Genomic DNA, 24,823 nt, shown 5'->3' on the forward strand with positions numbered 1-24,823 from the left:
AAGAGACTGCCTTCGTGAGTATAAAAGACAGTATTTATGCCTCTGAGCAACAAGTAAAAGACTTTAGTTTTGATCAAAACGTGGTTGAAGTATTTCCCGACATGATCCAACGCTCGGTACCCGGTTACGCCACCATAGTAAGTACCATGGGAAAATTAGCTGGTGAGTATGCTCAGCCAAATTCAAATTTGTATGACCTAGGCTGCTCGTTAGGGGCGGTTACCCTAAGTATGCGCCGTAATATTCAAACTGATAGCTGTCATATTATTGCTGTAGATAACTCACAAGCCATGGTGGAGCGCTGTAAGGTCCATTTACAAGGGTTCAGATCTGATGTTCCTGTAACGGTTACATTAGGTGATATTAACGAGCTTGATATTCAAAATGCCTCAGTAGTAGCGATGAATTTTACTCTGCAGTTTATTCCACCTGCGCAGCGCAAAGCGGTACTTGAAAAAATATACGCTAATTTAAAGCCCGGTGGCGTTTTGCTATTAAGTGAAAAAATTAAAGCCGAAAACGAGCAATGTGATAACTTACTGATTGACTTGCACCACGACTTTAAACGTCATAATGGCTACTCTGAGCTAGAAATAAGCCAAAAGCGTACCGCCATTGAAAACGTAATGCGCCCCGATACACTTAGCACACATACACAACGTTTAAGCGACATTGGTTTTAGCCAAACGCAAGTGTGGTATCAATGTTTTAATTTTTGCTCAATGGTAGCAATTAAATAATTTAGAGAGTGACACATGTCTGCATGGTTTAACCAATTTTACGCTGCTATTGCACAAAGCCCACTTAGCCACTGGCTAGAAACCTTGCCTGCGCAATTAAAGCATTGGCAACAAGAGGCCAGCCATGGCGATTTGCCTCAATGGCGAAAAGTACTAAAAAACTTACCTGAGGTATCAACAAACCAAGTTGATATTGTCAGCAAAGTAGCAATAGGCGCGCCTGGCGAAATGACTGAAGGCGAAAAAAAGCAAACCACGCATTTATTAAAACGCATGATGCCTTGGCGAAAAGGTCCATTTAATGTGCACGGTATCGACATTAATACAGAATGGCGCAGTGACTGGAAATGGGATCGACTCCTACCGCATATTGAGCCATTAAAAGGCCGTACTGTATTAGATATTGGTTGTGGCTCGGGATATCACTTATGGCGTATGCGCGGTGAAGGTGCACAGTTTGTGGTGGGTATTGACCCATCTGACTTATTTTTGTGCCAGTTTCAGGCAATTAAACACTTCAACCCTGATGAAAACGTGCATTTATTACCATTAGGTGTAGAAGCCCTGCCAGAGCTTAAAGCATTTGATACGGTATTTTCGATGGGAGTACTTTATCACCGTCGCTCACCTATCGACTTTTTAGCGCAATTAAAGGCACAGCTTCGCCCTGGTGGTGAGCTAGTACTTGAAACTTTAGTTATTGAAGGCGATGAAAACACCGTTTTAGTACCGACCGACCGCTACGCAAAAATGCGTAATGTATGGTTTATTCCAAGCACTGCGGCACTAAAGCTGTGGATGGAACGTGTTGGCTTTAAAGATGTGAAAATTAAAGATTGTGCTATTACAACGCTCGACGAGCAGCGTAAAACTGACTGGATGGAAAACGAATCTTTAGTTGACTTTTTAGACCCTACTGACACCAGTAAAACCATTGAAGGCTACCCTGCTCCACTTAGAGCGATACTTACAGCAAAAGCCTAATTTGTAGTATTAACTTTTATTTTCATGTTAAAAAGCGCCATTGGGCGCTTTTTTTGGTTACTAATACAGCAACTAGCGGACAAGTGTCCTTGTCTTTAAAATCAAATCCAGATTTCAACTAGCCGCGCCCTTGCAATTGTTGTAAAATACGCGCGTTTCTAAGTAAGCATCAAAACAACTATTTTGAGGAAAACCTGTGAGCGAACAAAAACAGTCTCTAAGCTATAAAGACGCGGGCGTAGATATCGACGCTGGTAATGCACTTGTTGAGCGTATTAAAGGCGTAGTTAAAAAAACTCGTCGTCCTGAAGTGATGGGCGGAATTGGTGGTTTTGGCGCACTTTGCGAAATTCCTGAAGGTTATAAGCAACCTGTACTTGTAGCAGGCACTGACGGTGTTGGCACTAAGTTACGTTTAGCAATTGACCTTAAAAAGCACGATACCGTAGGTATCGACTTAGTTGCGATGTGTGTAAATGATTTAATAGTACAAGGCGCTGAACCCCTGTTTTTTCTAGATTACTATGCAACGGGTAAACTAGATGTAGACACAGCAGCCGACGTAGTAACCGGTATTGGTAAAGGTTGTGAAATTTCAGGTTGTGCCCTAATTGGTGGCGAAACAGCTGAAATGCCAGGTATGTATGATGGTGAAGACTACGACATGGCAGGCTTTTGTACCGGTGTGGTAGAAAAATCAAAAATTATTGATGGCACTAAAGTAGCCGCAGGCGATCAGCTAATTGCGCTTGCTTCTAGTGGTCCACACTCAAACGGTTTCTCACTAATTCGTAAAGTATTAGAAGTCTCTAACGCTGATACTAACCAAGTGATTGATGGCAAAACCTTAGGTGAGCACCTTTTAGAACCAACACGCATTTACGTTAAGCCATTACTTGAGTTGTTTAAGCAAGTAGATGTGCATGCGCTTTCGCATATTACTGGTGGCGGTTTTTGGGAAAATATCCCTCGTGTATTACCTGAATCTGCTAAAGCGGTTGTTAAAGGTGATAGCTGGCAGTGGCCTACTGTATTTAGTTGGTTGCAAGAAAATGGTAATATTACCACTCACGAAATGTACCGCACATTCAACTGTGGCGTAGGTATGGTGTTAGTTGTACCTGCAGATCAACTTGATAACAGCATAAACATTTTAAAAGATCTTGGCGAAAACGCATGGCACCTTGGTGAAATTCAAGATGCGGTTGCGGGCGAAGAGCAAGTTAAAATTGTAGGTGGTGCTGCGTAATGGCACCCACTCGTCTAGTAGTTTTAATCTCAGGCAGTGGCTCAAATTTACAAGCCATTATAGACGCCTGTGAAAGCGGCGAGATAAACGCTCATATTGCGGCTGTGATTAGTAATAAAGCAGACGCATATGGGTTAGAGCGTGCAAAAAGTGTAGGCATTGCTACGCAAGTACTGAGTCATAAAGAGTTTGACTCACGCGAAGCGTACGATGCCCAATTAATGCATATAATTGACTCTTTTGAACCAAATCTAGTTGTATTAGCTGGGTTTATGCGTATTCTAACTCCTAGCTTAGTGCAAAAATATGTTGGAAAAATGTTGAACATTCATCCATCTTTGTTGCCTAAGTATCAGGGGCTGAATACCCACCAAAGAGCAATTGATGCAAAAGACGACGTTCACGGCGTTAGTGTTCACTTTGTAACTGAAGAATTAGATGGCGGACCCGTTATTCTTCAAGCTAAAGTGCCTGTATTAGCAAACGATACAGCAGACACGCTCGCTAAACGTGTGCATGCGCAAGAGCACATAATTTATCCTTTGGTGGTCAAGTGGTTCAGTGAACAACGACTTACGATGGAAGCAGATTATGCAGTTCTTGACGAAAAACAACTTCCTGCACACGGCGCGCACTACCCAAAATAAAAAATTAAGTGCTTGGCTACTATGTGCGGGCACTTTATTACTTCCTACCAGCCTGATTGCAGGCGAGTTAACCCAGTACCAAGCTAGTTATGATATTTTGCGCAAAGGCACTAATCATGGCAAAGCCGAGCGTGAACTAAAAAAACTCGATAAAAATAACTACCAAGTCACTTACCACAGCGATATTGAATGGATGATTTTCTCTGACTCACGTCAAGAGTCATCAACCTTTAGCTTTATGAATGATAAAGTAGAGCCTATTGATTACACGATGATCCGCACAGGCACTGGGCCTGACAAAAAGTATGAAATTAACTTTGACCGTCTAACCAAAACTGTTACCAGTAACACCAGCGATTACCCGTTAAAATGCCAATGGCATGATAACTTCCAAGATGGTATTTCTTATCAAGTACAAGTTCGTGAAGGTCTTAAAAAAGGCAAAACCAGCTTCTCGTTTCCGTTGGTTGATAAAAAAGGTAATTGCCGTGACTACGACTTTGAAGTGGTAGAAACCGAAATGATTTCTCTGCCTATAGGTAATGTAGAAGCAGTGAAAGTTAAACGCTTATACGATAACGATAAACGCCAAGCTTTAGCCTGGTTTGCCCCAGAAATGGATTACATGCTAGTGCGCATGTGGAAGGGTGAAAAAGGTGTGGAGCAGTTTGAAGTGCAAATGAAATCGTTTACCGTGATCAACCCACCTGCTTTACCTGCAGAAGTGAAAAACGAAATAACACCAGAGTAAATTGCTTACAAGATGCAATACGAAAAGCCCAAGTGTGATAACAATAACTTGGGCTTTTCATTTTAATACTTAAATTTAAAACTTTAAGCTGGGTTTCATTTCACTCTACCCAAACTACATTAATTCACCCATTTTAAATAACGCAAACTCTCCTGGCTGCATTTTTTGCCAGCGCTCATCATTAGTTAATGGCCTTGTTGCTATAACCGTTACTACATCGTTTGGTGTGGTTTCTTGTTGAAAGTCGACCACCATGTCAGCATCAATCAATGTAGCTTTACCAAATGGCGCACGGCGCGTTATATAATGTAAGTTATTAGTACAATACGCTAAAACAAATACACCATCGGTCAATAACATATTAAATACGCCCTTTTCACGCAGTGTATGCGAAAGCTTGGCGGCATATCTAAAAACCGACGCCATATTACTTGGACGCTTTGGGTATTTTTCGCGAATTTTGTCAAGTAACCAACAAAAAGCGAGTTCACTGTCGGTGTTTCCCACAGGGCGATAATACTCTGGTTTTAAATCGTGATAATTTGAAAGCTGCCCATTGTGTGCATAGGTTATTTCGCGCCCCCACAACTCTCGGGTAAACGGATGAGTGTTTTCAAGACACACCCGACCACGATTCCCTTGGCGAATATGACTAATAACCGATACACTTTTAATTGGGTACGCTTTTACCAGCTTTGCTATTTCTGACTGGTAACTTGGCTCTGGATCTTTAAAGGTTCTGCAGCCTTTACCTTCATAAAAAGTAATGCCCCAGCCGTCTTTATGCGGGCCAGTATTTCCACCACGCTCCAACAACCCTGAAAAACTAAAACAAATATCCGTTGGCACATTGGCTGACATGCCAAGTAATTCACACATAAAATAAATAAACCTTTAAAAAGCTAAACATAGAATATCGTTCTATTTTTAATAAGCGTACACTGATCATCATAAGTATATTTACTTAATTAAACTTATATTACTACTAGATTAATTGATTTTTTAATGCTTATATTTTTTTATGATAAGCCAAAATAAACGATTACAGCCAAACTGTTCGTATAACATACAACGCATTGTAATAATCGTACCGATAACTACACTTTAATCTAAGTAATGTACTTGAAACTTAGCGTTACTAGCGCTACTCTAAACGAGGTGGTCTGACCTCTATTAAGGAATTAGCAATGACACTCATATTTACACTTGGTTTAATCGCACTGCTCAGCATTGCGCTTTACCACAGAGCGAGTTGGAACACAGCACTTGGTGTTTCTGCCGCAACATTATTAATTGGTACCTTTGCTGGTGCTTTTGGTTTAATTAGCTGGGTGATTTTTTTAATCATCGCAGTGCCTCTTTCAGTTACTGGTATTCGCCAGCAATACATTATCAAACCTATTTTCACCATCTTTAAAAAAGTAACACCGAGTATGTCTGACACCGAAAAGTCAGCAATCGATGCGGGTACTACGTGGTGGGAAGCGGATTTATTTTGTGGTAATCCAGATTGGAAAAAGCTTCACCAGTATCCAGTTCCAAAACTTACTATTGAAGAGCAGGCATTTATCGACGGCCCTGTTGAAGTTGTATGTAGTATGCTTGATGATTGGGAAGCTACGCATGAGCTGACTGATTTACCTCAGGATGTATGGCAATATCTAAAAGATAACAAGTTCTTTGCCATGATCATTAAAAAGGAATACGGCGGCTTAGAATTCTCTGCATTTGCACAATCGTGTGTACTGCAAAAACTAACCAGTAAATCAACATTGCTTTCGTCAATTGTTGGTGTACCTAACTCGTTAGGCCCAGGTGAGCTATTACAGCACTATGGTACTGAAGACCAAAAAAATCATTACTTACCGCGTTTAGCAAGCGGTCAAGAAATTCCATGTTTTGCACTTACCTCGCCAGAGGCGGGTTCTGATGCAAGCTCAATTCCAGACTACGGTGTAGTGTGTAAAGGGCAATGGAATGGCGAAGAAGTAGTTGGTGTAAGCCTTACATGGAACAAACGTTACATAACACTTGCGCCTGTAGCTACGGTGCTTGGTCTAGCATTTAAGTTACAAGATCCTGATGGATTATTAAGCGACGTTAAAGAGCCAGGTATTACCTGTGCACTTATCCCAACAGATACCCCTGGGGTAGAAATTGGTCGTCGTCACTTCCCGCTTAATGTGCCATTCCAAAACGGCCCTACTCGCGGTAAAGATATTTTCGTTCCACTTGATTACATTATTGGCGGCCCAGAAATGGCTGGTCAAGGCTGGCGTATGCTAGTTGAATGTTTATCGGTTGGTCGTGCTATTACGTTGCCGTCAAATTCAGCCGGTGGCATTAAAATGATTGCAGTAGCAACCGGTGCTTATAGCCGTATTCGTCGTCAATTCCGCTTACCTATTGGTAAAATGGAAGGGGTTGAAGAATCAATGGCGAAGCTTGCCGGTTATGCTTACAGCTCAGACGCTGCAGTAAGCATGTCTACAGGCGCAGTTGATTTAGGCGAGAAACCATCAGTTGTGTCGGCGATTATTAAGTACCACCTTACCGAGCAAATGCGCGATTCAACCATTCATGCAATGGACGTGCTAGGCGGTAAAGGGATCATGCTTGGGCCAAATAACTATTTGGGTCGTGGCTATCAAGGTGCACCTATTGCCATTACCGTTGAAGGTGCAAACATCTTGACCCGTAATATGATTATTTATGGTCAAGGTGCAATTCGTTGTCATCCATTTGTACTTACCGAGCTAGGTGCGTGTGAAATTGAAGACCGCGAAGAAGCGCTTAACGTATTTGATAAAGCGCTAATGGGTCACATTGGCTTTACCATGTCTAACCTAGTACGTACTAAGTGGCTTGCGCTTACTGGCGCTCGCTTTACTAGCGTGCCATACAAAGACGAAACTGCAGAGTTTTACCGTATTGCGTCTCGCTTTAGTGCATCACTTGCACTTATGTCAGACATTAGCATGGCGGTATTTGGTGGTTCTCTTAAACGTAAAGAACGTATTTCAGCACGTTTAGGCGACTTATTAAGTTACCTTTACTTAGTATCTGCAACGCTAAAACGTTACAACGACGAAGGCCGTAAAAAAGAAGATTTTGCATTGGTTCAATGGAGCTGTCAGGATCACCTTTACCACTGCCAGCGTGCACTTGCTGACTTAATCAATAACATGCCGTCGGCTCCACTACGTGGTGTTTTAAAAGTATTGTTATTCCCGTTTGGTCGTCCGGTTCGTAAACCTACCGACAAACTTGAGCACAAACTAGCGCAGTTGTTACAAGTTCCTAGCGAAACACGTAATCGTTTAGCAAGCTATGTATACCTTACAAACGAACCGCTTAACCTTGTAGGCCGTCAAGAGCAAACGCTTAAAGACGTTCTAGAAGTAGAGCCATTGTTTGAGCGTGTATGTAAAGAGAAAGGCGTAAAGCTGCCATTCTTCCAGCTTGATAAAGTGGCGCAAATGGGTTTAGAAGCGGGTATTTTAAGCCAAGCAGAAGCCGATAAGCTTGCTGCAGTTGAAAAAGATCGTCTAGACGTGATTAACGTTGATGACTTTGACCCTGCAGATTTACTTGCCGGCAAAGCAGCGCGTAATAGCAAAGCTAAAGCTAAAAAGGCAGATGCTGCTTAACTTTACTAATAAAAGCTAAGCAACACACCTGTTATAACCATCCAAACCAGCGCATAATGCGCTGGTTTTTTTTGCGCTAAGGCCTGTTGTAGTAAACACCAAACAACCCCTATTACTAGCAATAAGCAATTTGCTTGATTAAATAAAACCACAAAACCAACCAGTGCGAGTAATAATACAATTAAGCTAGGAATAAATAAGCTAACAAAGAATGCTGTTTGCTTATTCTGCATGTTAAAAAACACACTGTACTGCTGATATAGGTGACGACAATCAAATTGTAGTGAGCTACTAAATAACACCACAAAGGCAAGTGACAAAATACTGAATATAGCAGCTAAATCAGCGCGCTCTTGTAACAACACCTTGGATGCCATAAATACACATAGTAATAAAGCTCCTCGCCATATCAAAGTCCAGCTATTATGCATAAAAAATAACAGCCAAAAGCCTGTAAGTGAATTCAACTTTAGCTTAGCTGTAGCATTAAAAGGGACCATCAAGGTACTTAGCGCAAATAACAGAACAAAGCCGCTATGATAAAGCAATGGACTGACATCAAGCGGTAACGTTGCCCAAACTGCGGATAACAAAAAACCATAAACCAGCGCTATTGGCTTGTATAAACATAAAATGCCGAGCACAAATTGCAATAGTAAAAACAACCAGAAATGCGGCACTCTAAGCCACTGACTCACACTAAGATCAATCGCGATAATAAGGCTCGCAATCAACCAGCCATTGCTTAAAAGCAAAAGCTTTATATCTATAAAACCAAGCCAATACCGCTTCACCAATGTTTGTTGAAAGGCACGTTGAGCGGTGTTTTTTATCGCAGATTTCATTGCGCTCAACATGACACTTTGCAACAGCAAATACAGCCAAGCCATCTGTGCACCATACTGCGGTGCATCGCTGCTATCGATAATTTTTCCCAGCCCTAAAAACAACAGTAAAATCATACCAAGCATGGCAGAGCCAAGTACCACTAGAAATAACAAGCCAAAGTTTTTAAGTTGCAACAATAATTGCGTGAGTTCAGTTTTGTAAGCCTGATAACGATAATCCATAAAAGAGCGATATTGCCCGATTGATTGTTTTAAGTTTGCAATCATAACGGTATACACTCAAAGCCACGCTCAATAAATGGCGCTGGTTCATGGCAGGTGATGACTATTTTCCCATTTGGCTTATCTATTAGATATTCATCAAGCAGTACTAATAAATACTGAATACTGGCTTGATCAAGTGCTGCGCTGGGTTCGTCTAGAAGTAAATAAGGTGCATCACGCATAAGCGCTAAAATTAACTGGCATTTCTTTTGATTACCTGACGACAGCGCATCAAAACGAGTATTTAAAAATTCATTGAAATTAAACCCATCTATTATTGTCGTTGGCCAATCACAATCCAGCGTATTCACGGACAAGTTAATAATTTGCTTTGCCGTAAGAAAGTCAGGTAAAGCAATACAGTCTGAGGCTATAGCAACTTGTTTATGCGGTTCGGTTAATGCTTTTTTAGAAAATAAAATCTGCCCACTTTGGCGCGTTTCGAGCTCTGCCAACATCATCAACAACGTTGTTTTACCTTGGCCATTAGGCGCTTCAATGCATATTTTAGGTGCACAAAACTGCACACTATAGCCACTGTACAATACGTTTTCAGCAAACTGTTTATGTAACCCAATGACTTCTATCATAAATACTCCCTGATTTTGAAAGTGAATTATAACTGGTTTTCTATTTTCGTGGGCTACATGGTTTGTAACACTTTATTGCAGTTCGAATAGGCTAATTACTTGCGTTTAAAAAACGTTCGGTTAACACTAAAAGTCTATAATTATAATCCAAGGAATGTATCTATGAAAAAAGCCCTCAAATTTGCTTGTATTACCTGTGCAGTATCAATTGCATTAACAGGTTGCAGTCAATCTAATAATTCAGCCTCTACCCCTGTGGTAACTGAGCAAAAACAACAAGTAAAAACCTATAACGCTAAAACCTTTTTTGATACAACATCTATCATGGGCAGTAGCTTTTCCCCGACTGGCGATAAAGTTCTAGTTAGTAGCGATGAAAGCGGTATTTACAGCTTGTATGAAGTTGACATAAAAACAGGTAGCAAAACGCGCCTAACCAATTTTGAAGACAGCACCTACCCTATTCGCTATTTCCCAAATGATGAGCGTGTACTATTTACCAAGGACTCAGGCGGTAATGAGCGCTACCATGTTTATGTGCGTGAAGTTGATGGTTCAATCAAAGATTTAACCCCAGGGGAAGAAACCCGCGCGAGTTTTACAGGCTTTACTAAAGATGGCGGTCAGTTTTTTATTACCAGTAATCAACGCGATGCCAAGTTTATGGACTTGTATCGTGTAGATAGCAAAACCTATAAAGTCACGCCCGTTTATCAAAACACACAAGGACTAGATGTGGGCGCAATTAGCCCCGATGGACGCTACATTGCACTGTCTAAAAATAATACCAATAAAGACAGCGATACGTTTATTCTTGATACCTATAAGAAAACCCTCAAGCCGCAATTAATTTCAAAACACGATACACCAGCACAATATACGCCTGAGACCTTCTCTGTAGACAGCAAATATTTATACTACTCAACAGACGCTAAAGGAGAGTTTTCAGAGGTGTGGCAATATGAGCTCGCCACAGGCAAGCACAGCCCAGCATTAAAAGATGATTGGGACGTTAGCTTTATTTACTTTTCTAAATCTGGGCGTTACCAAGTAAGCGGTGTAAATGCTGATGCCAGCACAAAGGTCACAGTAAAAGACACGCAAACAGCGGATGAAATTGCCATGCCTAAATTACCTGCGGGAAATCTACGTGGTGTGAATTTCTCAAGCGATGAGAAAACCATGGCGTTTTATTTAAATTCAGATACCTCACCAAGCAACTTATTTGTTTGGCAAGTTGGCAGTAATGAAGCCAAGCAACTTACCAACACATTAAGTGAAGATATAGATCAAAACGACTTAGTAGAGAGCACCATTGTGCGCTTTAAAAGTTTTGATGATTTAGAAATACCGGGCGTATTATACAAACCAAAACAAGCCAGCAGCACCAATAAAGTACCTGCACTTATTTGGGTGCATGGCGGCCCAGGTGGGCAAAGCCGAACTGGTTATAGCGCAATGCAGCAACATTTAGTTAATCATGGCTATGCTATTTTTGCCGTCAATAACCGCGGTAGCTCAGGCTATGGTAAAACATTTTTCCATTTAGACGATAAAAAACATGGCACCGATGATCTACAAGATATTGTCTACGGTAAAAAACACTTACAAAGCCTAGATTGGGTCGATGCAGATAAAATCGGCATCATGGGTGGTAGCTACGGCGGCTTTATGACCGCAGCCGCGCTTGCCTTTGAACCGGAAGAGTTCAAAGTAGGTATCAATATTTTTGGTGTGACTAACTGGGTACGCACACTGAACTCAATTCCACCATGGTGGGAAAGCTTTAAAAAGGCGCTATACGATGAAATGGGCGATCCTGCCACCGATGGTGAACGTCACCGTGCTATTTCACCGCTATTTCATGCCGATAACATCACTAAGCCTTTAATGGTTATTCAAGGTGCTAATGATCCACGCGTATTACAAATTGAAAGCGATGAGTTGGTTGCTGCGGTTAAAGCTAATGGTGTGCCAGTAGAGTATGTATTATTTGATGATGAAGGCCACGGTTTTAGCAAAAAAGAAAACCGTATCAGCGCCTCCAACGCCTACCTAAACTTTTTAGATACTTACTTGAAAGAACGCTTTGGCCCACAAGGGTAATTGTAAGCCAATTTATATTAAAGCCTGCTGCGTTTTCATGTACGCAGGCTTTTTATTGCTTGGTTAATCTAGGTTCCAGTAAAGCGAGCGCCAAACCAAATACAGCAGCAAAAATACCTAAAAACTCAAACCAACTATTGCCTGCATGTGGCATAGTCCGCGAAAGCTCATTTGCAGTATAAACACGTTTACCTCCCTCAACCTCTTCAACAAATGATTCACCGACATACTCATCCATTAACTTAAAACTTGGTACCCTTCTGGCCAGCATTTCCCGATTTTTCTCATCTCTTTTTTCTCGATTCGACTCAATAATATAATTGCTCCAATGAGTAAAAACATTCAGAGGTTCACCTGTTTTGATCACACCTTGTGATTTATATTCGTAAAAGCGCTCATTGAACACATAGTTTTTATGTCCTGCATAAAACAATGCACAACCAATAGATATTAAAAACATTGCGAGATAAATAACCTTACGCTGTGTGGCTGAGCTCTTTACTGCTTTACTTTTATACCACAGCTCTACATCGGGTATTTGCATCAGTCTAACTTTATCGTGACTCGATACTAGTGGCTTCATAAACTCATCAATTGAAAGATCTAATGCTATCAATAAAGCTCTAAATATTTCATTGGAGGGAATTGATTTATCGTTTTCAAGCTTGGATAAATAACTCTGCTCTATACCCGCTTGCTGGGCAAATTCAGGTTGGCTCAATTTTTTATTATTTCTTAGCTGCTTTAATTGCTGACCTAATGTACTCATCTTAATGCTTCCTTTTTTAAAGTGAGATTAGATTCTTGGTAATTCATGCAGAGATAAGAAGCTGAATATTAAAGAATAGCCAAGAATATTAGCAGGTTAGTATAGAAGAGTCGAGCTGATAGCTGATAGCTGATAGCTGATAGCTGATAGCTGATAGCTGATAAAAAATTATGTTTGGATTTATTAATAAGGAAATTATTTATTGCTTGTTATTGAGGAAATAACAAGTGGCGGAGTGGACGGGACTCGAACCCGCGACCCCCGGCGTGACAGGCCGGTATTCTAACCAACTGAACTACCACTCCGCAGTGGTATGTGCATGGGGTAATGCACTTACTAATTTTGTTACGATATCAAATGGCGGAGTGGACGGGACTCGAACCCGCGACCCCCGGCGTGACAGGCCGGTATTCTAACCAACTGAACTACCACTCCGCAGAGATATCTTTTACTTGTCATTACTTAATTTGTTGGCGGAGTGGACGGGACTCGAACCCGCGACCCCCGGCGTGACAGGCCGGTATTCTAACCAACTGAACTACCACTCCAGCATACAAATTTTGTAATATAACAGCGTTTAAATAGTTGGCGGAGTGGACGGGACTCGAACCCGCGACCCCCGGCGTGACAGGCCGGTATTCTAACCAACTGAACTACCACTCCAGCGCGTATTTAAACTGTTATTTTTTCTTATTGGCGGAGTGGACGGGACTCGAACCCGCGACCCCCGGCGTGACAGGCCGGTATTCTAACCAACTGAACTACCACTCCATAATAAGAATATGTTTTACAACCATATGTTGTGTAAGTGTTGGCGGAGTGGACGGGACTCGAACCCGCGACCCCCGGCGTGACAGGCCGGTATTCTAACCAACTGAACTACCACTCCAGCGCATACTTACAAATTGTCGAAAATTGGCGGAGTGGACGGGACTCGAACCCGCGACCCCCGGCGTGACAGGCCGGTATTCTAACCAACTGAACTACCACTCCGCATTTTCGTTTCTGTCTGAGTCTCCCCTGACAGCGGCGTGAATAATACGAACCAGCCCCTACTTCGTCAAGGGCTTTTTTGTTTTTTTACAGGTTTTTTAGTCATCTGACATCGAAAGGTTTAAAATTTCACCTGATTTATCATTTTTTGAGCTACTTTCTGGTTCATCTGATTTTTGCTGTTCAGCTTTTTTTGACTCAACAGCTTTCTTTTTATTTAAAAAAGCTAAATTCAATTTAAGTTTTAATGGTTTGTTCTGCACAAAAACACGAATACATAACCAACCTATAAATAAAATGGCCAAATTTCCACCAACAATTAAACTAACCATTAATCCCGTGGACATTACTTTTGGTTTTACAACTGGCACAGGAATAATTTCTGGTTCGCTAACACTGGCAACTGGAATTTCTGGAATCACTTCAATCGGTCTTTCTATTTCAAATAAATAGGTTGGCAATGTAGCCATAAACTCTCGGTCATTGATTGTTGAGCCAAAAACAGAGATTTCAATGTTGTAGCGCCCCCAACCATAATCTTGTAAAGCCAGCTCTCTAGCAGTAGTGCTGTTGCTATCTAAGTAAAATACCTGCTCTTCACCATTGGGATAATAAATTTTACCTTGCATGATCACCGTATCAGGTTTTAAAAGCTCATCATCAATATTGATGGTAATGCGATGATCATCCCCCTCTTCGGTTGCTTCAACGGAGGTAAAGCTGAAAGGCGGCTCATGCACAACAATAGGATCTTGAACCACCCGCCTCTCTAATACATCAGTGGTAATATAAAGCTCAGGGCGCCACTCGCCAGGTGTGAAATTTAAGGTAAACTCACCGGTAAACACACCGTCTTTAGCGCTTTCATCGAACCCGTAGCCATCATCTTTGAATTCAGTTACTTGTTGTATGCCTGCACCAAAGTTTTCAAAGTTTTCATTATTGGTGCTCACAAAGCTTACATTAAGCGATACCGCATCTTTAAATAGGTTGGCGCGAATCGGCTCGCCATCATTTAAAATCTCACCAGTTACCTTTACAGTTTCACCCTGAAACAGAATTTTAGGCAGTGGGTCTACTTTTAGCGATAGCTCACCAATAACAACAATGCGGCTTTCTGGCATTATTTGGCCAATAACTTGCCACGGCCCAGGCATGGGATTGCGAATAACCACTAAGTCATAATTTAATTCATCGTACCAATCAAGACTAGTGTTTCTCACCGCATTGGTTGCAAAGTATTTAGTACCATCGGGTCTTACTAAAATTACGGCAGGCGATCCAGGGCGTCTAAAAAATATTAATTTTATTTCATCAATTTTGTCATCAACACGAAAACGGTTATCCAGTAACGGGATTTCATTTTGTTTACCGCTGCCTTTTAACTCTTCAACTTGCTTTACGCTGTGTGCATCGGGGTGGAAACACACGGCGATTAAAAGCAGTGAAACTACTAATAGCGTTTTCATAATAATGCCCTATTCAGCGCGCCATAAACAATGGCCGCCCTCCTTTTGTACAATGTCTAAACGCGTTTGATGTGCGCTTTGCTCTGCATCGTTAGCTGCTATAACTACCAAAGGTGCTCTGTCGCTACTTAGGCGTCTAATACCGCCTTTTTGATCTTCACTTGAGTCATCTTTGTTTTGATTTAGGTTTAGCTTTACTTGCCCCCCGGTCATTGCCAGGTAAACATCGGCTAAAATTTCAGAATCCAGTAAGGCGCCGTGTAACGTCCGCTTAGTGTTATCAACATCGTAGCGGCGACAAAGTGCATCTAGGTTGTTCTTTTGCCCTGGATGCAAGTCACGCGCCATTTTAAGGGTATCAAGCACACCACAAAAACTATGGGTGTTTTGATAGCCTTGATTTAATAACGCAAATTCATTATCCATATGGCCAATATCGAACGGCGCATTATGAATAACTAACTCAGCCCCTTTAATATAGTCAAAAAACTCTTGGGCAATATCACGATAAAGCGGTTTATCGCGTAAAAATTCATTAGTAATACCGTGAACATCGATTGCTTCTTCTTCAATGCTGCGCTGCGGATTAATGTAAACGTGAAAATTATTGCCGGTTAACCGGCGATTCATAAGCTCCACACAGCCGATCTCGATGATACGGTGCCCTTGTTTAGGGTCGATGCCGGTGGTTTCTGTATCTAAAACTATTTGTCTGCGTGCCATATCGAATTAAGCCTGACTCTGGTATCTTTCTATAATCACTTTATTGTACATAATATCAAGGTAAAACAGTGCAAAAAACCGTAGAGATTTACACCGATGGTTCGTGTTTAGGTAATCCAGGCCCCGGTGGTTATGGTATTTTTATGATTTATGAAGCCCATGAAAAAAAATTAAGCCAAGGTTATAAGCTTACGACCAACAACCGTATGGAAATGCTGGCAGCCATTGTGGCGCTAGAATCTCTAAATCGTGCCTGCCCTGTAACCCTGACTACCGATAGCCAATATGTTAAGCAGGGTATTGAGTCTTGGATCACCAATTGGAAAAAACGCGGTTGGCAAACCTCGGCTAAAAAGCCGGTTAAAAATGTCGATTTATGGAAACGTCTCGACAAGGCCTGTGCCGAGCACGACGTTACTTGGAAATGGGTAAAAGGCCACAGTGGCCAAAAATATAACGAAATTGTTGACGACCTTGCTCGTGATGCAGCCAGCGGCAACAACTTACTCGATGATGAAGGTTACCAACCGTAACCCTCTACATCATGCTATTTTTTATTTTGTTGATAATGCTGCTTTGAGGTTTGCCTAAGCCCTACCCCTTTTATTGGCGCAAATTGTGGACGAGCATGCCACTTAGGTTTGATTGGTGTAAGTGGCGCAACTCGTTTTCGTGCCACCAGCATATACACACTGCCCATAGGTTTTAAATACTGTTTGGTAAAGCTGCGCCAAAATGCAAACCGCGATAAGCGATTACCGCGCGCCAACGACGAATAAATAAAACGCTCATCGGCCACAATTTCAAATCCAAGTAAATTTAGCCAGTCTTTTACCCGTGCGGGAGTAAAAAAGCGCCCTGTCCACGGTAATTTTTGACGGCTAAACGGCAGTAACTGCGCTAAACCACAAAAGCTAAACGGATTAAAACCCGTAATGGCGATATAACCGCCTGGAATAAGGGTTCGATGAGCCTCTCGTAAAATATGATGTGGATCTGAGTGATACTCTAAACAATGGCTCATAATGCAAGCATCTATACTATGCTCGTAAAAAGGCAGTTCGTCTATATCGGCAACCACCCCCGTGTATGGGCCAAGCTCTGCAACACATACTTGATGTTTAATGGAGCTTTTACTGGTGTCTAATTCACCGCTTAAATTACCTAATTTAAGCATATGATAGCCAAACATTCGCGGTAACCAAGGCGACAATTTGCGTTCTATATCACAACGTAAATAATCACCATGCGGAAACTGCTGCCATGACAACGGTTTAGGACCTTCTTGAAAACTAAGGGCTGGTTTCATTATATAAGCTCGTTATAATATTAATTAAATACCACTTTATAGAGCAACGATACATGGTGCAAGTCAAAGCAATTAAAGCCTTTTCTGATAACTACATTTGGTGCTTAACCACCGAACAGAATAACCAAGCGTGGGTGGTTGATCCTGGACAATCAGCGCCAGTTTTAGAGCATTTAGCACAGCATAACTTAACCCTTGGCGGTATTTTAATTACCCATCATCATTATGATCATACCGATGGCGTAGCTCAATTAGTAAAGCAGTACCCTAACATCACAGTTTACGGCCCAAGTAATAGCCCATTTGAGGGAATAACAACGCCTTTAAATGAAGGTGATACAATTAGCGTTTTAAACATTCCATTTGACATTATAGCGACTCCTGGGCACACCCTAGACCATATTTGTTATATTAATGATGCACTGGCCTTTACTGGCGACACCCTATTTAGCGGCGGTTGTGGGCGCTTATTTGAAGGCAGCCCAGAGCAAATGTGGCATTCATTTAATAAGTTGCGAGTACTGCCAAGTGATTGCAAAGTATATTGCACCCACGAATACACCCAAGCAAACTTGGCCTTTGCAAAAGCGGTTGAGCCACGAAACCCCGAATTACTCGCTTACAGCCAGCAAGTAGATGAATTGCGAAAAAATGATGAAATAAGCTTGCCAAGCACCATAGGTCAAGAGCTTAAAGTTAACCCTTTCATGCGTAGCAACTTACCCAATATTACAGAGTCATTACCAAAAGAGTATTGTTTAGTTACAAAAAACAATGAACCTTGGGAAAACTTTGCTAGTCTGAGAAAGTTCAAAGATCATTTTTAAGCTAGCAACAATAATAATAATAAAACGATTAGTTAATAAACAATAAGTTAACATTTTCTAATCATATTTGTTTGGAACTTTTAACGGTCATAAGTGGCAATGTTGACTCATTATGGGTAGTATTCGCCGAGTTTTTTACCCTATGTATTGGTATTTATGAATAAATCTCCTCTTTTATTGGTCTTAGCGATGACGCTAGGCGGTTGTCAAACACTGACAACGTTAAACACAGATTCACAAAATCAAGCTCAAAACCAGCTTGAAGGCGCCAGCCCAAATGATATTAGCACTGCATTAATGATGAATGCGCAATATCAACAAGTAAACGATATTGAAGAAGAAGCCCCTGTGTTTGACGATGTTTGGGAGCGAATTCGTTACCAATTATCTATTGATATTCCACAAAATCGCCCAGTGGTCGCTGAGCGTAATTATTATGCACGTCATCAGGCATACCTAGATCGCATTTCTAAACGTGCTGAGCCGTATTTACATTTTATTGTTGAAGAAATTGAAAAGCGTGAAATGCCCATCGAAATTGCACTTTTACCCATTGTAGAAAGTGCATTCGACCCTTATGGCTACTCTCACCGTACTGCATCGGGTATTTGGCAATTTATGCCTGCAACTGGCGAGCGTTTCGATTTAAAACAAAACTGGTGGTATGACGGTCGTCGCGATATTGTGCAGTCTACTCGCGCTGCACTTGATTATCTCTCGTACTTACACAAAACCCTTGAAGGTGATTGGCTGAACGCAATTGCCGCCTATAACTCAGGTGAAGGCCGCTTGCTGCGTGCGATTAAAAAGAATCGTAAAAAGCATTTACCTACCGACTTTTGGTCACTAGATTTACCTCGTGAAACCACCGCCTACGTGCCTAAATTATTAGCTTTAGCTGATTTACTAAAACGTGCAGATGAGTTTAAAGTGTCGTGGAAGCCAATAATTAACGCACAAGTAGTCGAAGTGGTTAATATTGAGTCACAAATAGATTTAGCACTGGCTGCGGATATGGCCGATATGACCCTTACCGAACTATATCGATTAAATCCAGGATTTAACCGCTGGGCAACCGATCCTGATGGCCCACACTTTTTATTACTTCCTACCGATAAAGTAGAACAATTCACTGAAAAGCTTACCGCTACAGCGATTAAAAACCGTCTTCGTTGGCAGCAATATAAGGTCAAACGTGGCGATAGCTTGTCGGTGATTGCAGATAAATTTACCACTAGTATCAGCGCGATTAAGTCATTAAATAAGCTTAACTCAAACGTAATTCGTGTGGGTCAACAAATTTTAGTACCACTCACTGATGGTAAAATTAACAGTGAACATTTGCCTCAGCAAGTACGTGCGGCCGCTAATAAAAGTTTACGCACTAAACTTTCTCATACGGTAAAAAGTGGCGATACCCTATGGGATATTAGCCGCGAATACGATGTAACGATGAGTGAATTAGCTAAGTGGAATAAGCTGAAAAAAAATGCAGTACTGCGTTTAAATCAAAAATTGGTAGTTTATAAGTCAGCTAGCCAGCCTAAAGAGTCGACGAGTAATACTAATCGTACTATTACCTACAAAGTGCGCCGAGGCGATTCTTTAGCGCGTATAGCGTCTAAGTTTAATTTAACAGTGAGCGATATTATTAAATGGAATAACCTTGCCGGACAAAAATACTTACAGCCAGGACAAAAGCTTAAATTAAAAGTAGATGTAAGAAGTAGCTGATCCCTATTGTAATAAACTGTTAAATAAAAAAAGAGCGCATGCGCTCTTTTTTTATGCCTGCTATAAACCTTAGCCTACAATGCCTAAAGGCTGTGCTGTTTGCCATGCACCGCGAGTAAAATCGGGAATATCGATTGAGCGGCTACGCTCACTCACAGACTGGGCTGATAACGGTGAAATAACCGACCACGCTGCGCCATCGTAAACGTCCTGATCCAGCGGTTCGCCATTTCTTAGGCAATAAATCATCCGCCAAAACATTAAAAAGTCCATGCCTCCGTGGCCGCCATTGCGCTGTGCTTCTTCACCCATTTTAATCCATAGGGGATGGTCGTACTGCTCATACCATGCGCTCATATCATAATCCCATTCATGAAAACTTTTAGAACCACCATTTTCAAGTGCAATACGATTAGGGAAACCGGCAAACACCCCATTCGTGCCTTGGATTAAGTTATGTCGAGAGTATGGCCGAGGGGTTGTTGTATCGTGCTGTACCATAATACTGCGCCCCTTGAGAGTTTTAATCAGTGTCGTGTTCATATCACCGGCAATATAATTAAGCTGATTACGGGAATGATCCGCTGCAAATTCGCGTTGTGCATACGCGCTTCTACCCAGCGAAGGAGAGCTCATTGAGGTTAAAAAATCAAACCTATCGCCACGATTTATATTCATATATTGCGATACAGGGCCTAATCCATGGGTCGGGTATAAATTACCATCACGTTTTGCATGCCATTGCGTTCGCCATGAGCCTGTTTTGTGCTCAAGCTCTTTCATTTGCCAACGAAGCTCATGAATATAGGCCGCTTCGCCATGTAACAGCTCCCCAAATACACCTTGGCGCACCATGTTTAATACCATTAACTCGTCGCGACCGTAATTCACATTTTCCATCATCATGCAATTTTTTTGAGTACGTTCGGCGGTATCTACAATCTGCCACATTTCGTCAACAGTCAGTGCCAGGGGCACTTCAACAAAAGCATGTTTTGCGCTGTTCATAGTATCGATAGCCATAGGTGCATGCCATGCCCAAGGAGTAGAAATAATGACTATATCTATGTCTTGTCGTTCAAGCATTTGTTGATAGGCCCGCTCACTGCCAGTATATAACGCCGGCTTAGCTACCCCTTTATCAACTAAATAATTGGCAGCGCGCTCTAACACCTCAGTGTGCGTGTCACAAATAGCGACTATTTGCGTACCTTCTATATGACTCATACGCTTTACATGTCCATAACCGCGCTGACCCACACCAATAAAGCCCACTCTAACCACATCCATTTTGGGCGCGACTAAACCAATAACGCTGCGCCCTTGCTGTTTTGGTGCGCTTGCATTAGCACTTCCACTTGATGCACAACCACTCACTACACCTGCAGCTGCGGCAACACTGGCTGCTTTTAAAAAGTCTCGACGATTAAATTGCTTCATTGCTTTATCCCTTTTGTTATTATTTTAACTTACCTAAAGGCGATGAACGGGTAAATAGGTGAAGAGGTAAGCGACATAAAAATAAGGTTAAAAGAGATAAAAATTCGCATTTACCGGTTACTTGGGGTTATAGTCGAAAAAAATTATTATTTTAAGTAGTTATGTCTTATATAAAAATCACTGCACTTTTTTTAGCTATTGCACTAACGGGTTGCTCTGAGCCTACAACGCCAGCTTCATCTCTTGAAAACACACCTGGTGTTAGTTTAAATAATCTTAAACAGCATATTAAAACCTTAGCGTCAGATGACTTTGAAGGACGCGGCCCGCTTACCTTAGGTGAAGTTAAAACCGTTGGTTATTTAAGTGAGCAATACCAAGCAATGGGGTTGTCTGGCGCGTATCAAGAGAAGTATTTACAGCCAGTTAAAATGGCCATGCTAACTGCAGATCAAAACATGCAATTAAATATGGGGAAGCTTAGCTTTATTGCAGGTAAAGACTTCACCGCCCGTACAAAGCAGTTACAGCCGATTATTGATGTCCGCAATAGCGATATTGTATTTGTTGGTTATGGGATTAACGCGCCAGAATATAACTGGAACGACTATGCCAATGTTGATGTAACCGATAAAACCGTTATTGTGCTGGTGAACGATCCGGGCTTTGCCACCCAAGACGATACACTATTTACAGGCAATGCCATGACCTACTATGGCCGCTGGACTTATAAATATGAAGAAGCCGCGCGCCGAGGTGCAAAAGCGGTATTTATTGTTCATGAAACAGCCCCAGCCGCATACCCTTGGGGCGTGGTTGAAAGCTCAAACACGGGCACTAAGTATAGCTTGATGGACAACAACCTTAATGCATCTGAACTGCCAGTTATGGGCTGGTTAACACTTAATGCGGCTGAACAAGTATTCGCATCGGCAAACTTAAATTATCAACAATTAAAGCAACACGCATTAAGTAAGCAATTTCAAGCCAAGGAATTGAACTTAAAGGCGAACCTTGCATTTAAAAATGAAGTGTCACACGCTAAATCACATAATGTGGTTGCACAAATTACAGGCAGTGAAACCCCTGACGAATACGTTATTATTAGTGCCCATTGGGACCATTTTGGTACTAAACAAACCGACAGTGGACCTAAAATTTATAATGGCGCAGTCGATAATGCTTCAGGCACCGCAGTAACACTTGAAATAGCTCGCATTATGAGCAAGATGCATCAGCAAAAGCCATTTAAACGCTCAATCCTGTTTGCTAACTTTACTGCCGAAGAAACAGGTCTAATTGGCTCAGAAGAATTTGCCAATGGGAACATGATTGCCACCAAAAAAATGGTCGGATTATTAAATATCGATGGTATGAACGTGCTCGATGAAACCGATTATATTTTGCAATACGGTAGCAACTTATCCGAAATGGAGCATTACTTAGCAAGCGCGGCTAAAGCACAAGGACGCGTGGTAAAAATGGATCCTCGCCCACAAAATGGATTGTTTTTTAGATCAGATCATTTCTCACTCGCTAAACAAGGCGTGCCAAGTTTATTGTTTATGAGCTTAGGTGATACCGACCCTGACTACATCAGTCATAAATACCATAAAGAAGCCGACGACTATTCAGATACATGGTCATTAGCTGGTGCAAAACAAGATATCGAGCTGGTTATAGATATAGCCAGTCAACTTGCCAATAATGGCGACTGGCCTAAGTGGACAAGCGAGTCTGATTTTAAAGCCAAACGTTTAGAAGATAAGTAAATAAAAAAGCAGCCGAGAAATTATTCGGCTGCTTTTATCTGTATCGTTAAAGATTGTGCATGTTTGTTACTGAACTTTAGCAAATTCTTGTTTAGATAATTCACCATTCCCGTCAGTATCTAAGTCATCAAATAATTTAGCTAATTGTGAATTAGCTTGTGCTTCAGACTGGCTAATAACGCCGTCGCCATCAAAATCAAAAGAATCAAAGTCAACCGCAGCAAAAGCGGCAGAAGACGAAGCAAGTGCAATTAAAGCAAGCGTTTTAGTAAATGTTTTCATAATAAATCCTTAGCTTAATAAAAAAGTGGGTAAGAAATCCTTTTCAAAGATCCTTAGGGAATTATAAAGTTAGTATGCTGAAAATTCGTCTTTAGAAAGTTCACCATTGCCATCTACGTCCAGCTCTGCAAACTGCTCCATAAGTTCGGCCGCAACCGATGCTTCAGCTTGGCTAATTGCGCCACTACCATCTACATCAAGAGTTTCAAAGTCTGTGCTGGCAAATACTGCAGATGAAGAAGCAAGTGCCATAAGTACAAGAGTTGACTGTAATTTTTTCATAATATTAATCCTTCAAAGTATGCAATGTTTGGGTATAAATTAATTAACTCAACGCTACAACCGTACATCCTAGTTATTCTCTTTCATAGGCTCCCTTGCCTATTTAGGTTGTCTTTGGCAACTCAGAATATGTAATAGCGTTGAGCATTGGCCTTTTAAGCCTTAGAAAATTCTGCTTTAGAAAGCTCGCCGTTTTTATCCGTATCAAGCTCTGTAAACTTACTCATAAGTGAAGCGTCTACTGATGCTTCAGCTTGGCTTATTGCGCCATTACCATCCACATCCAGTGTGTCAAAATCTGTTGCAGCAAACGCCACAGATGAAGAAGCAAGTGCCATTAATACCAGTGTTGATTTAAATGTTGTCATAACGTAATTCCTCCATTGGGTTGTAAGGTTAAGCGTTAAGCTTAATCACTTTTTGCTAAATACAGCTTAGGTATTACAACTTCGATGCCATGTTTAATTTTTTATTTATAAACAATAAGTTAAAAATAAAAATGTGATTTTTACTTAAAAATGCCCAACATTTTGTTGCTCTTTTGCAACAGCTACTTTTAACTAAAAAAATACCCATTAAAATTCAACAACTTAAATCATCTAAAAAAGACACACCTATCTTCAATTCAAAATAAAACAATAAAACTGAGTCGCTATAGAGATAAATCGCCACTGAACAAATTAACAACGCGAAATTAAACAGGTTAAATTAAATAGATAACAAATTGAAAATAAACAACTTAAATTGATTTGTAGAAAAATATAAATTAATTTTTTTAACGGGGAGAGAAAAAGCAAGGATTTGTCGCCGTATGGCGAATAAATATTTAAAGTAAGGAATGAATCTCGTGCGGGATACTAATTTGATATCACTCATACCCACTTATTTGGGCATGAGTACAAGCGGTCACTTCCAGCCTTGGCGCCACCTTTGTTCATCTTTTAAATCGCGCCACTGAATAGGATATTGATTTTTTGACATCACCGCTTCAGTGATACATTCAATCACATTAGCGTCTTCATCAAATTCTACCTCAACAATAATAAAGTGCTTTTCTTTATTAATAGCTGGGATGGCAGTCCATTTACTATTTAGCAGTTTTTTAGGGTTTAATTTATTCATACTACACCTTTTATGTTTTCTGCTTGAGAATACGCATCAGGGATACGTTTAGTTTTATTAAAAAACCAAAAACTTCCCTTTAAACATTTGTATTTAGCAATGAAAAGCATATTCTCCAGCATCAAGCGAAAGTAATTCAATAGCCGCATTTTCACCTATACTTGGCGTTTCACGAGTTCAAGCGGGGGAAATCACTGTTTTAGCGCAAGGAGAACCGTCTTGTCAATTCAGGGTCAGAGGCCTGTTCGCTGCTACCTTAATATACGCTGGAT

23 protein-coding genes and 7 tRNA genes are annotated in these 24,823 nt (G+C 41.1%); 11 read left to right on the forward strand and 19 right to left on the reverse strand.

The window, feature by feature from the left end:
• The first annotated feature begins 14 nt into the window (after positions 1-14).
• From cmoA to DK924_RS14235, 5 genes are all read left to right on the forward strand, one after another.
• Complete coding sequence (gene cmoA / locus DK924_RS14215; RefSeq protein WP_008111640.1) at positions 15-740, forward strand: carboxy-S-adenosyl-L-methionine synthase CmoA; 726 nt, start codon at positions 15-17, stop codon at positions 738-740.
• 15 nt (positions 741-755) lie between these two features.
• On the forward strand, positions 756-1,724 hold the full coding sequence (cmoB, locus tag DK924_RS14220) for a tRNA 5-methoxyuridine(34)/uridine 5-oxyacetic acid(34) synthase CmoB (protein WP_109875507.1): 969 nt from the start codon (positions 756-758) through the stop codon (positions 1,722-1,724).
• Positions 1,725-1,920: 196 nt separating this feature from the next.
• Entirely contained in the window at positions 1,921-2,973 is a 1,053-nt protein-coding gene (gene purM, locus DK924_RS14225) for a phosphoribosylformylglycinamidine cyclo-ligase (RefSeq protein WP_109875508.1), read from the forward strand.
• A complete protein-coding gene (gene purN, locus DK924_RS14230) occupies positions 2,973-3,620 on the forward strand; it encodes a phosphoribosylglycinamide formyltransferase (protein ID WP_054202175.1) in 648 nt (215 codons plus the stop codon). The genes purM and purN overlap by 1 nt, the downstream gene beginning before the upstream one ends.
• Entirely contained in the window at positions 3,574-4,371 is a 798-nt protein-coding gene (locus DK924_RS14235; protein WP_258306475.1) for a DUF3108 domain-containing protein, read from the forward strand. Before purN ends, DK924_RS14235 begins: the two co-directional genes overlap by 47 nt.
• 114 nt (positions 4,372-4,485) lie before the next feature.
• On the opposite strand, the gene DK924_RS14240 is transcribed toward DK924_RS14235, so the two are convergent.
• Complete coding sequence (locus DK924_RS14240; RefSeq protein WP_008111650.1) at positions 4,486-5,250, reverse strand: class II glutamine amidotransferase; 765 nt, start codon at positions 5,248-5,250, stop codon at positions 4,486-4,488.
• Between the two features lie 308 nt (positions 5,251-5,558).
• Here DK924_RS14240 and fadE point away from each other — a divergent pair, with 308 nt between their 5' ends.
• Entirely contained in the window at positions 5,559-8,021 is a 2,463-nt protein-coding gene (fadE, locus tag DK924_RS14245) for an acyl-CoA dehydrogenase FadE (RefSeq protein WP_010391432.1), read from the forward strand.
• Positions 8,022-8,026: 5 nt separating this feature from the next.
• Here the strand turns inward: fadE and DK924_RS14250 are convergent, their stop codons facing one another.
• Both DK924_RS14250 and DK924_RS14255 read right to left on the reverse strand, forming a co-directional pair.
• A complete protein-coding gene (locus tag DK924_RS14250; protein ID WP_109875509.1) occupies positions 8,027-9,136 on the reverse strand; it encodes a DUF6136 family protein in 1,110 nt (369 codons plus the stop codon).
• Complete coding sequence (locus DK924_RS14255; protein WP_109875510.1) at positions 9,133-9,723, reverse strand: ATP-binding cassette domain-containing protein; 591 nt, start codon at positions 9,721-9,723, stop codon at positions 9,133-9,135. Before DK924_RS14255 ends, DK924_RS14250 begins: the two co-directional genes overlap by 4 nt.
• A gap of 162 nt (positions 9,724-9,885) precedes the next feature.
• Here DK924_RS14255 and DK924_RS14260 point away from each other — a divergent pair, with 162 nt between their 5' ends.
• Positions 9,886-11,829, forward strand: coding sequence for a S9 family peptidase (locus tag DK924_RS14260; protein WP_109875511.1), 1,944 nt, complete (start codon positions 9,886-9,888; stop codon positions 11,827-11,829).
• A gap of 52 nt (positions 11,830-11,881) precedes the next feature.
• Here the strand turns inward: DK924_RS14260 and DK924_RS14265 are convergent, their stop codons facing one another.
• From DK924_RS14265 to dnaQ, 10 genes are all read right to left on the reverse strand, one after another.
• Positions 11,882-12,598, reverse strand: coding sequence for a helix-turn-helix domain-containing protein (locus DK924_RS14265; protein ID WP_008111733.1), 717 nt, complete (start codon positions 12,596-12,598; stop codon positions 11,882-11,884).
• 228 nt (positions 12,599-12,826) lie between these two features.
• A tRNA-Asp gene (locus tag DK924_RS14270) sits at positions 12,827-12,903 on the reverse strand.
• A gap of 53 nt (positions 12,904-12,956) precedes the next feature.
• Positions 12,957-13,033: transfer RNA gene (locus tag DK924_RS14275), tRNA-Asp, on the reverse strand.
• Between the two features lie 36 nt (positions 13,034-13,069).
• A tRNA-Asp gene (locus tag DK924_RS14280) sits at positions 13,070-13,146 on the reverse strand.
• A gap of 38 nt (positions 13,147-13,184) precedes the next feature.
• A tRNA-Asp gene (locus DK924_RS14285) sits at positions 13,185-13,261 on the reverse strand.
• Positions 13,262-13,292: 31 nt separating this feature from the next.
• Positions 13,293-13,369, reverse strand: a tRNA-Asp gene (locus DK924_RS14290).
• A gap of 41 nt (positions 13,370-13,410) precedes the next feature.
• A tRNA-Asp gene (locus DK924_RS14295) sits at positions 13,411-13,487 on the reverse strand.
• 27 nt (positions 13,488-13,514) lie between these two features.
• Positions 13,515-13,591, reverse strand: a tRNA-Asp gene (locus tag DK924_RS14300).
• 98 nt (positions 13,592-13,689) lie between these two features.
• Positions 13,690-15,060, reverse strand: a complete 1,371-nt coding sequence (locus DK924_RS14305; protein WP_109875512.1) for a TIGR03503 family protein — start codon at positions 15,058-15,060, stop codon at positions 13,690-13,692.
• Between the two features lie 9 nt (positions 15,061-15,069).
• Positions 15,070-15,783, reverse strand: coding sequence for a DNA polymerase III subunit epsilon (gene dnaQ, locus DK924_RS14310; RefSeq protein ID WP_010391424.1), 714 nt, complete (start codon positions 15,781-15,783; stop codon positions 15,070-15,072).
• 68 nt (positions 15,784-15,851) lie between these two features.
• Here dnaQ and rnhA point away from each other — a divergent pair, with 68 nt between their 5' ends.
• The gene (rnhA, locus tag DK924_RS14315; RefSeq protein ID WP_109875513.1) at positions 15,852-16,316 is read left to right on the forward strand and encodes a ribonuclease HI; all 465 of its coding nucleotides are present in this window, start codon (positions 15,852-15,854) and stop codon (positions 16,314-16,316) included.
• 14 nt (positions 16,317-16,330) lie between these two features.
• Here the strand turns inward: rnhA and DK924_RS14320 are convergent, their stop codons facing one another.
• Positions 16,331-17,092 (reverse strand): class I SAM-dependent methyltransferase, encoded by a 762-nt coding sequence (locus tag DK924_RS14320; protein ID WP_054202171.1) that lies wholly within the window; start codon positions 17,090-17,092, stop codon positions 16,331-16,333.
• Between the two features lie 53 nt (positions 17,093-17,145).
• Between DK924_RS14320 and gloB the strand changes: the two genes are divergently transcribed.
• Both gloB and DK924_RS14330 read left to right on the forward strand, forming a co-directional pair.
• A complete protein-coding gene (gene gloB / locus DK924_RS14325) occupies positions 17,146-17,919 on the forward strand; it encodes a hydroxyacylglutathione hydrolase (RefSeq protein WP_055011755.1) in 774 nt (257 codons plus the stop codon).
• Positions 17,920-18,075: 156 nt separating this feature from the next.
• Positions 18,076-19,653, forward strand: coding sequence for a LysM peptidoglycan-binding domain-containing protein (locus tag DK924_RS14330; RefSeq protein ID WP_054202169.1), 1,578 nt, complete (start codon positions 18,076-18,078; stop codon positions 19,651-19,653).
• Between the two features lie 69 nt (positions 19,654-19,722).
• On the opposite strand, the gene DK924_RS14335 is transcribed toward DK924_RS14330, so the two are convergent.
• Positions 19,723-21,093 (reverse strand): Gfo/Idh/MocA family protein, encoded by a 1,371-nt coding sequence (locus DK924_RS14335; RefSeq protein WP_109875514.1) that lies wholly within the window; start codon positions 21,091-21,093, stop codon positions 19,723-19,725.
• A 161-nt stretch (positions 21,094-21,254) separates the two neighbouring features.
• Between DK924_RS14335 and DK924_RS14340 the strand changes: the two genes are divergently transcribed.
• Positions 21,255-22,865, forward strand: coding sequence for a M28 family metallopeptidase (locus DK924_RS14340; RefSeq protein WP_109875515.1), 1,611 nt, complete (start codon positions 21,255-21,257; stop codon positions 22,863-22,865).
• A 66-nt stretch (positions 22,866-22,931) separates the two neighbouring features.
• On the opposite strand, the gene DK924_RS14345 is transcribed toward DK924_RS14340, so the two are convergent.
• From DK924_RS14345 to DK924_RS14360, 4 genes are all read right to left on the reverse strand, one after another.
• Positions 22,932-23,147 (reverse strand): EF-hand domain-containing protein, encoded by a 216-nt coding sequence (locus tag DK924_RS14345; protein ID WP_109875516.1) that lies wholly within the window; start codon positions 23,145-23,147, stop codon positions 22,932-22,934.
• 69 nt (positions 23,148-23,216) lie between these two features.
• Positions 23,217-23,429, reverse strand: a complete 213-nt coding sequence (locus DK924_RS14350) for a calmodulin (RefSeq protein ID WP_010391414.1) — start codon at positions 23,427-23,429, stop codon at positions 23,217-23,219.
• A gap of 155 nt (positions 23,430-23,584) precedes the next feature.
• Positions 23,585-23,797 (reverse strand): EF-hand domain-containing protein, encoded by a 213-nt coding sequence (locus DK924_RS14355; protein WP_010391413.1) that lies wholly within the window; start codon positions 23,795-23,797, stop codon positions 23,585-23,587.
• Positions 23,798-24,335: 538 nt separating this feature from the next.
• Positions 24,336-24,551 (reverse strand): TIGR02450 family Trp-rich protein, encoded by a 216-nt coding sequence (locus DK924_RS14360; RefSeq protein WP_010391412.1) that lies wholly within the window; start codon positions 24,549-24,551, stop codon positions 24,336-24,338.
• Between the last annotated feature and the right edge of the window lie 272 nt (positions 24,552-24,823).

Source organism: Pseudoalteromonas sp. meg-B1 (genome assembly GCF_003173795.1).
GTDB classification, from domain to species: Bacteria; Pseudomonadota; Gammaproteobacteria; order Enterobacterales; family Alteromonadaceae; genus Pseudoalteromonas; species Pseudoalteromonas undina.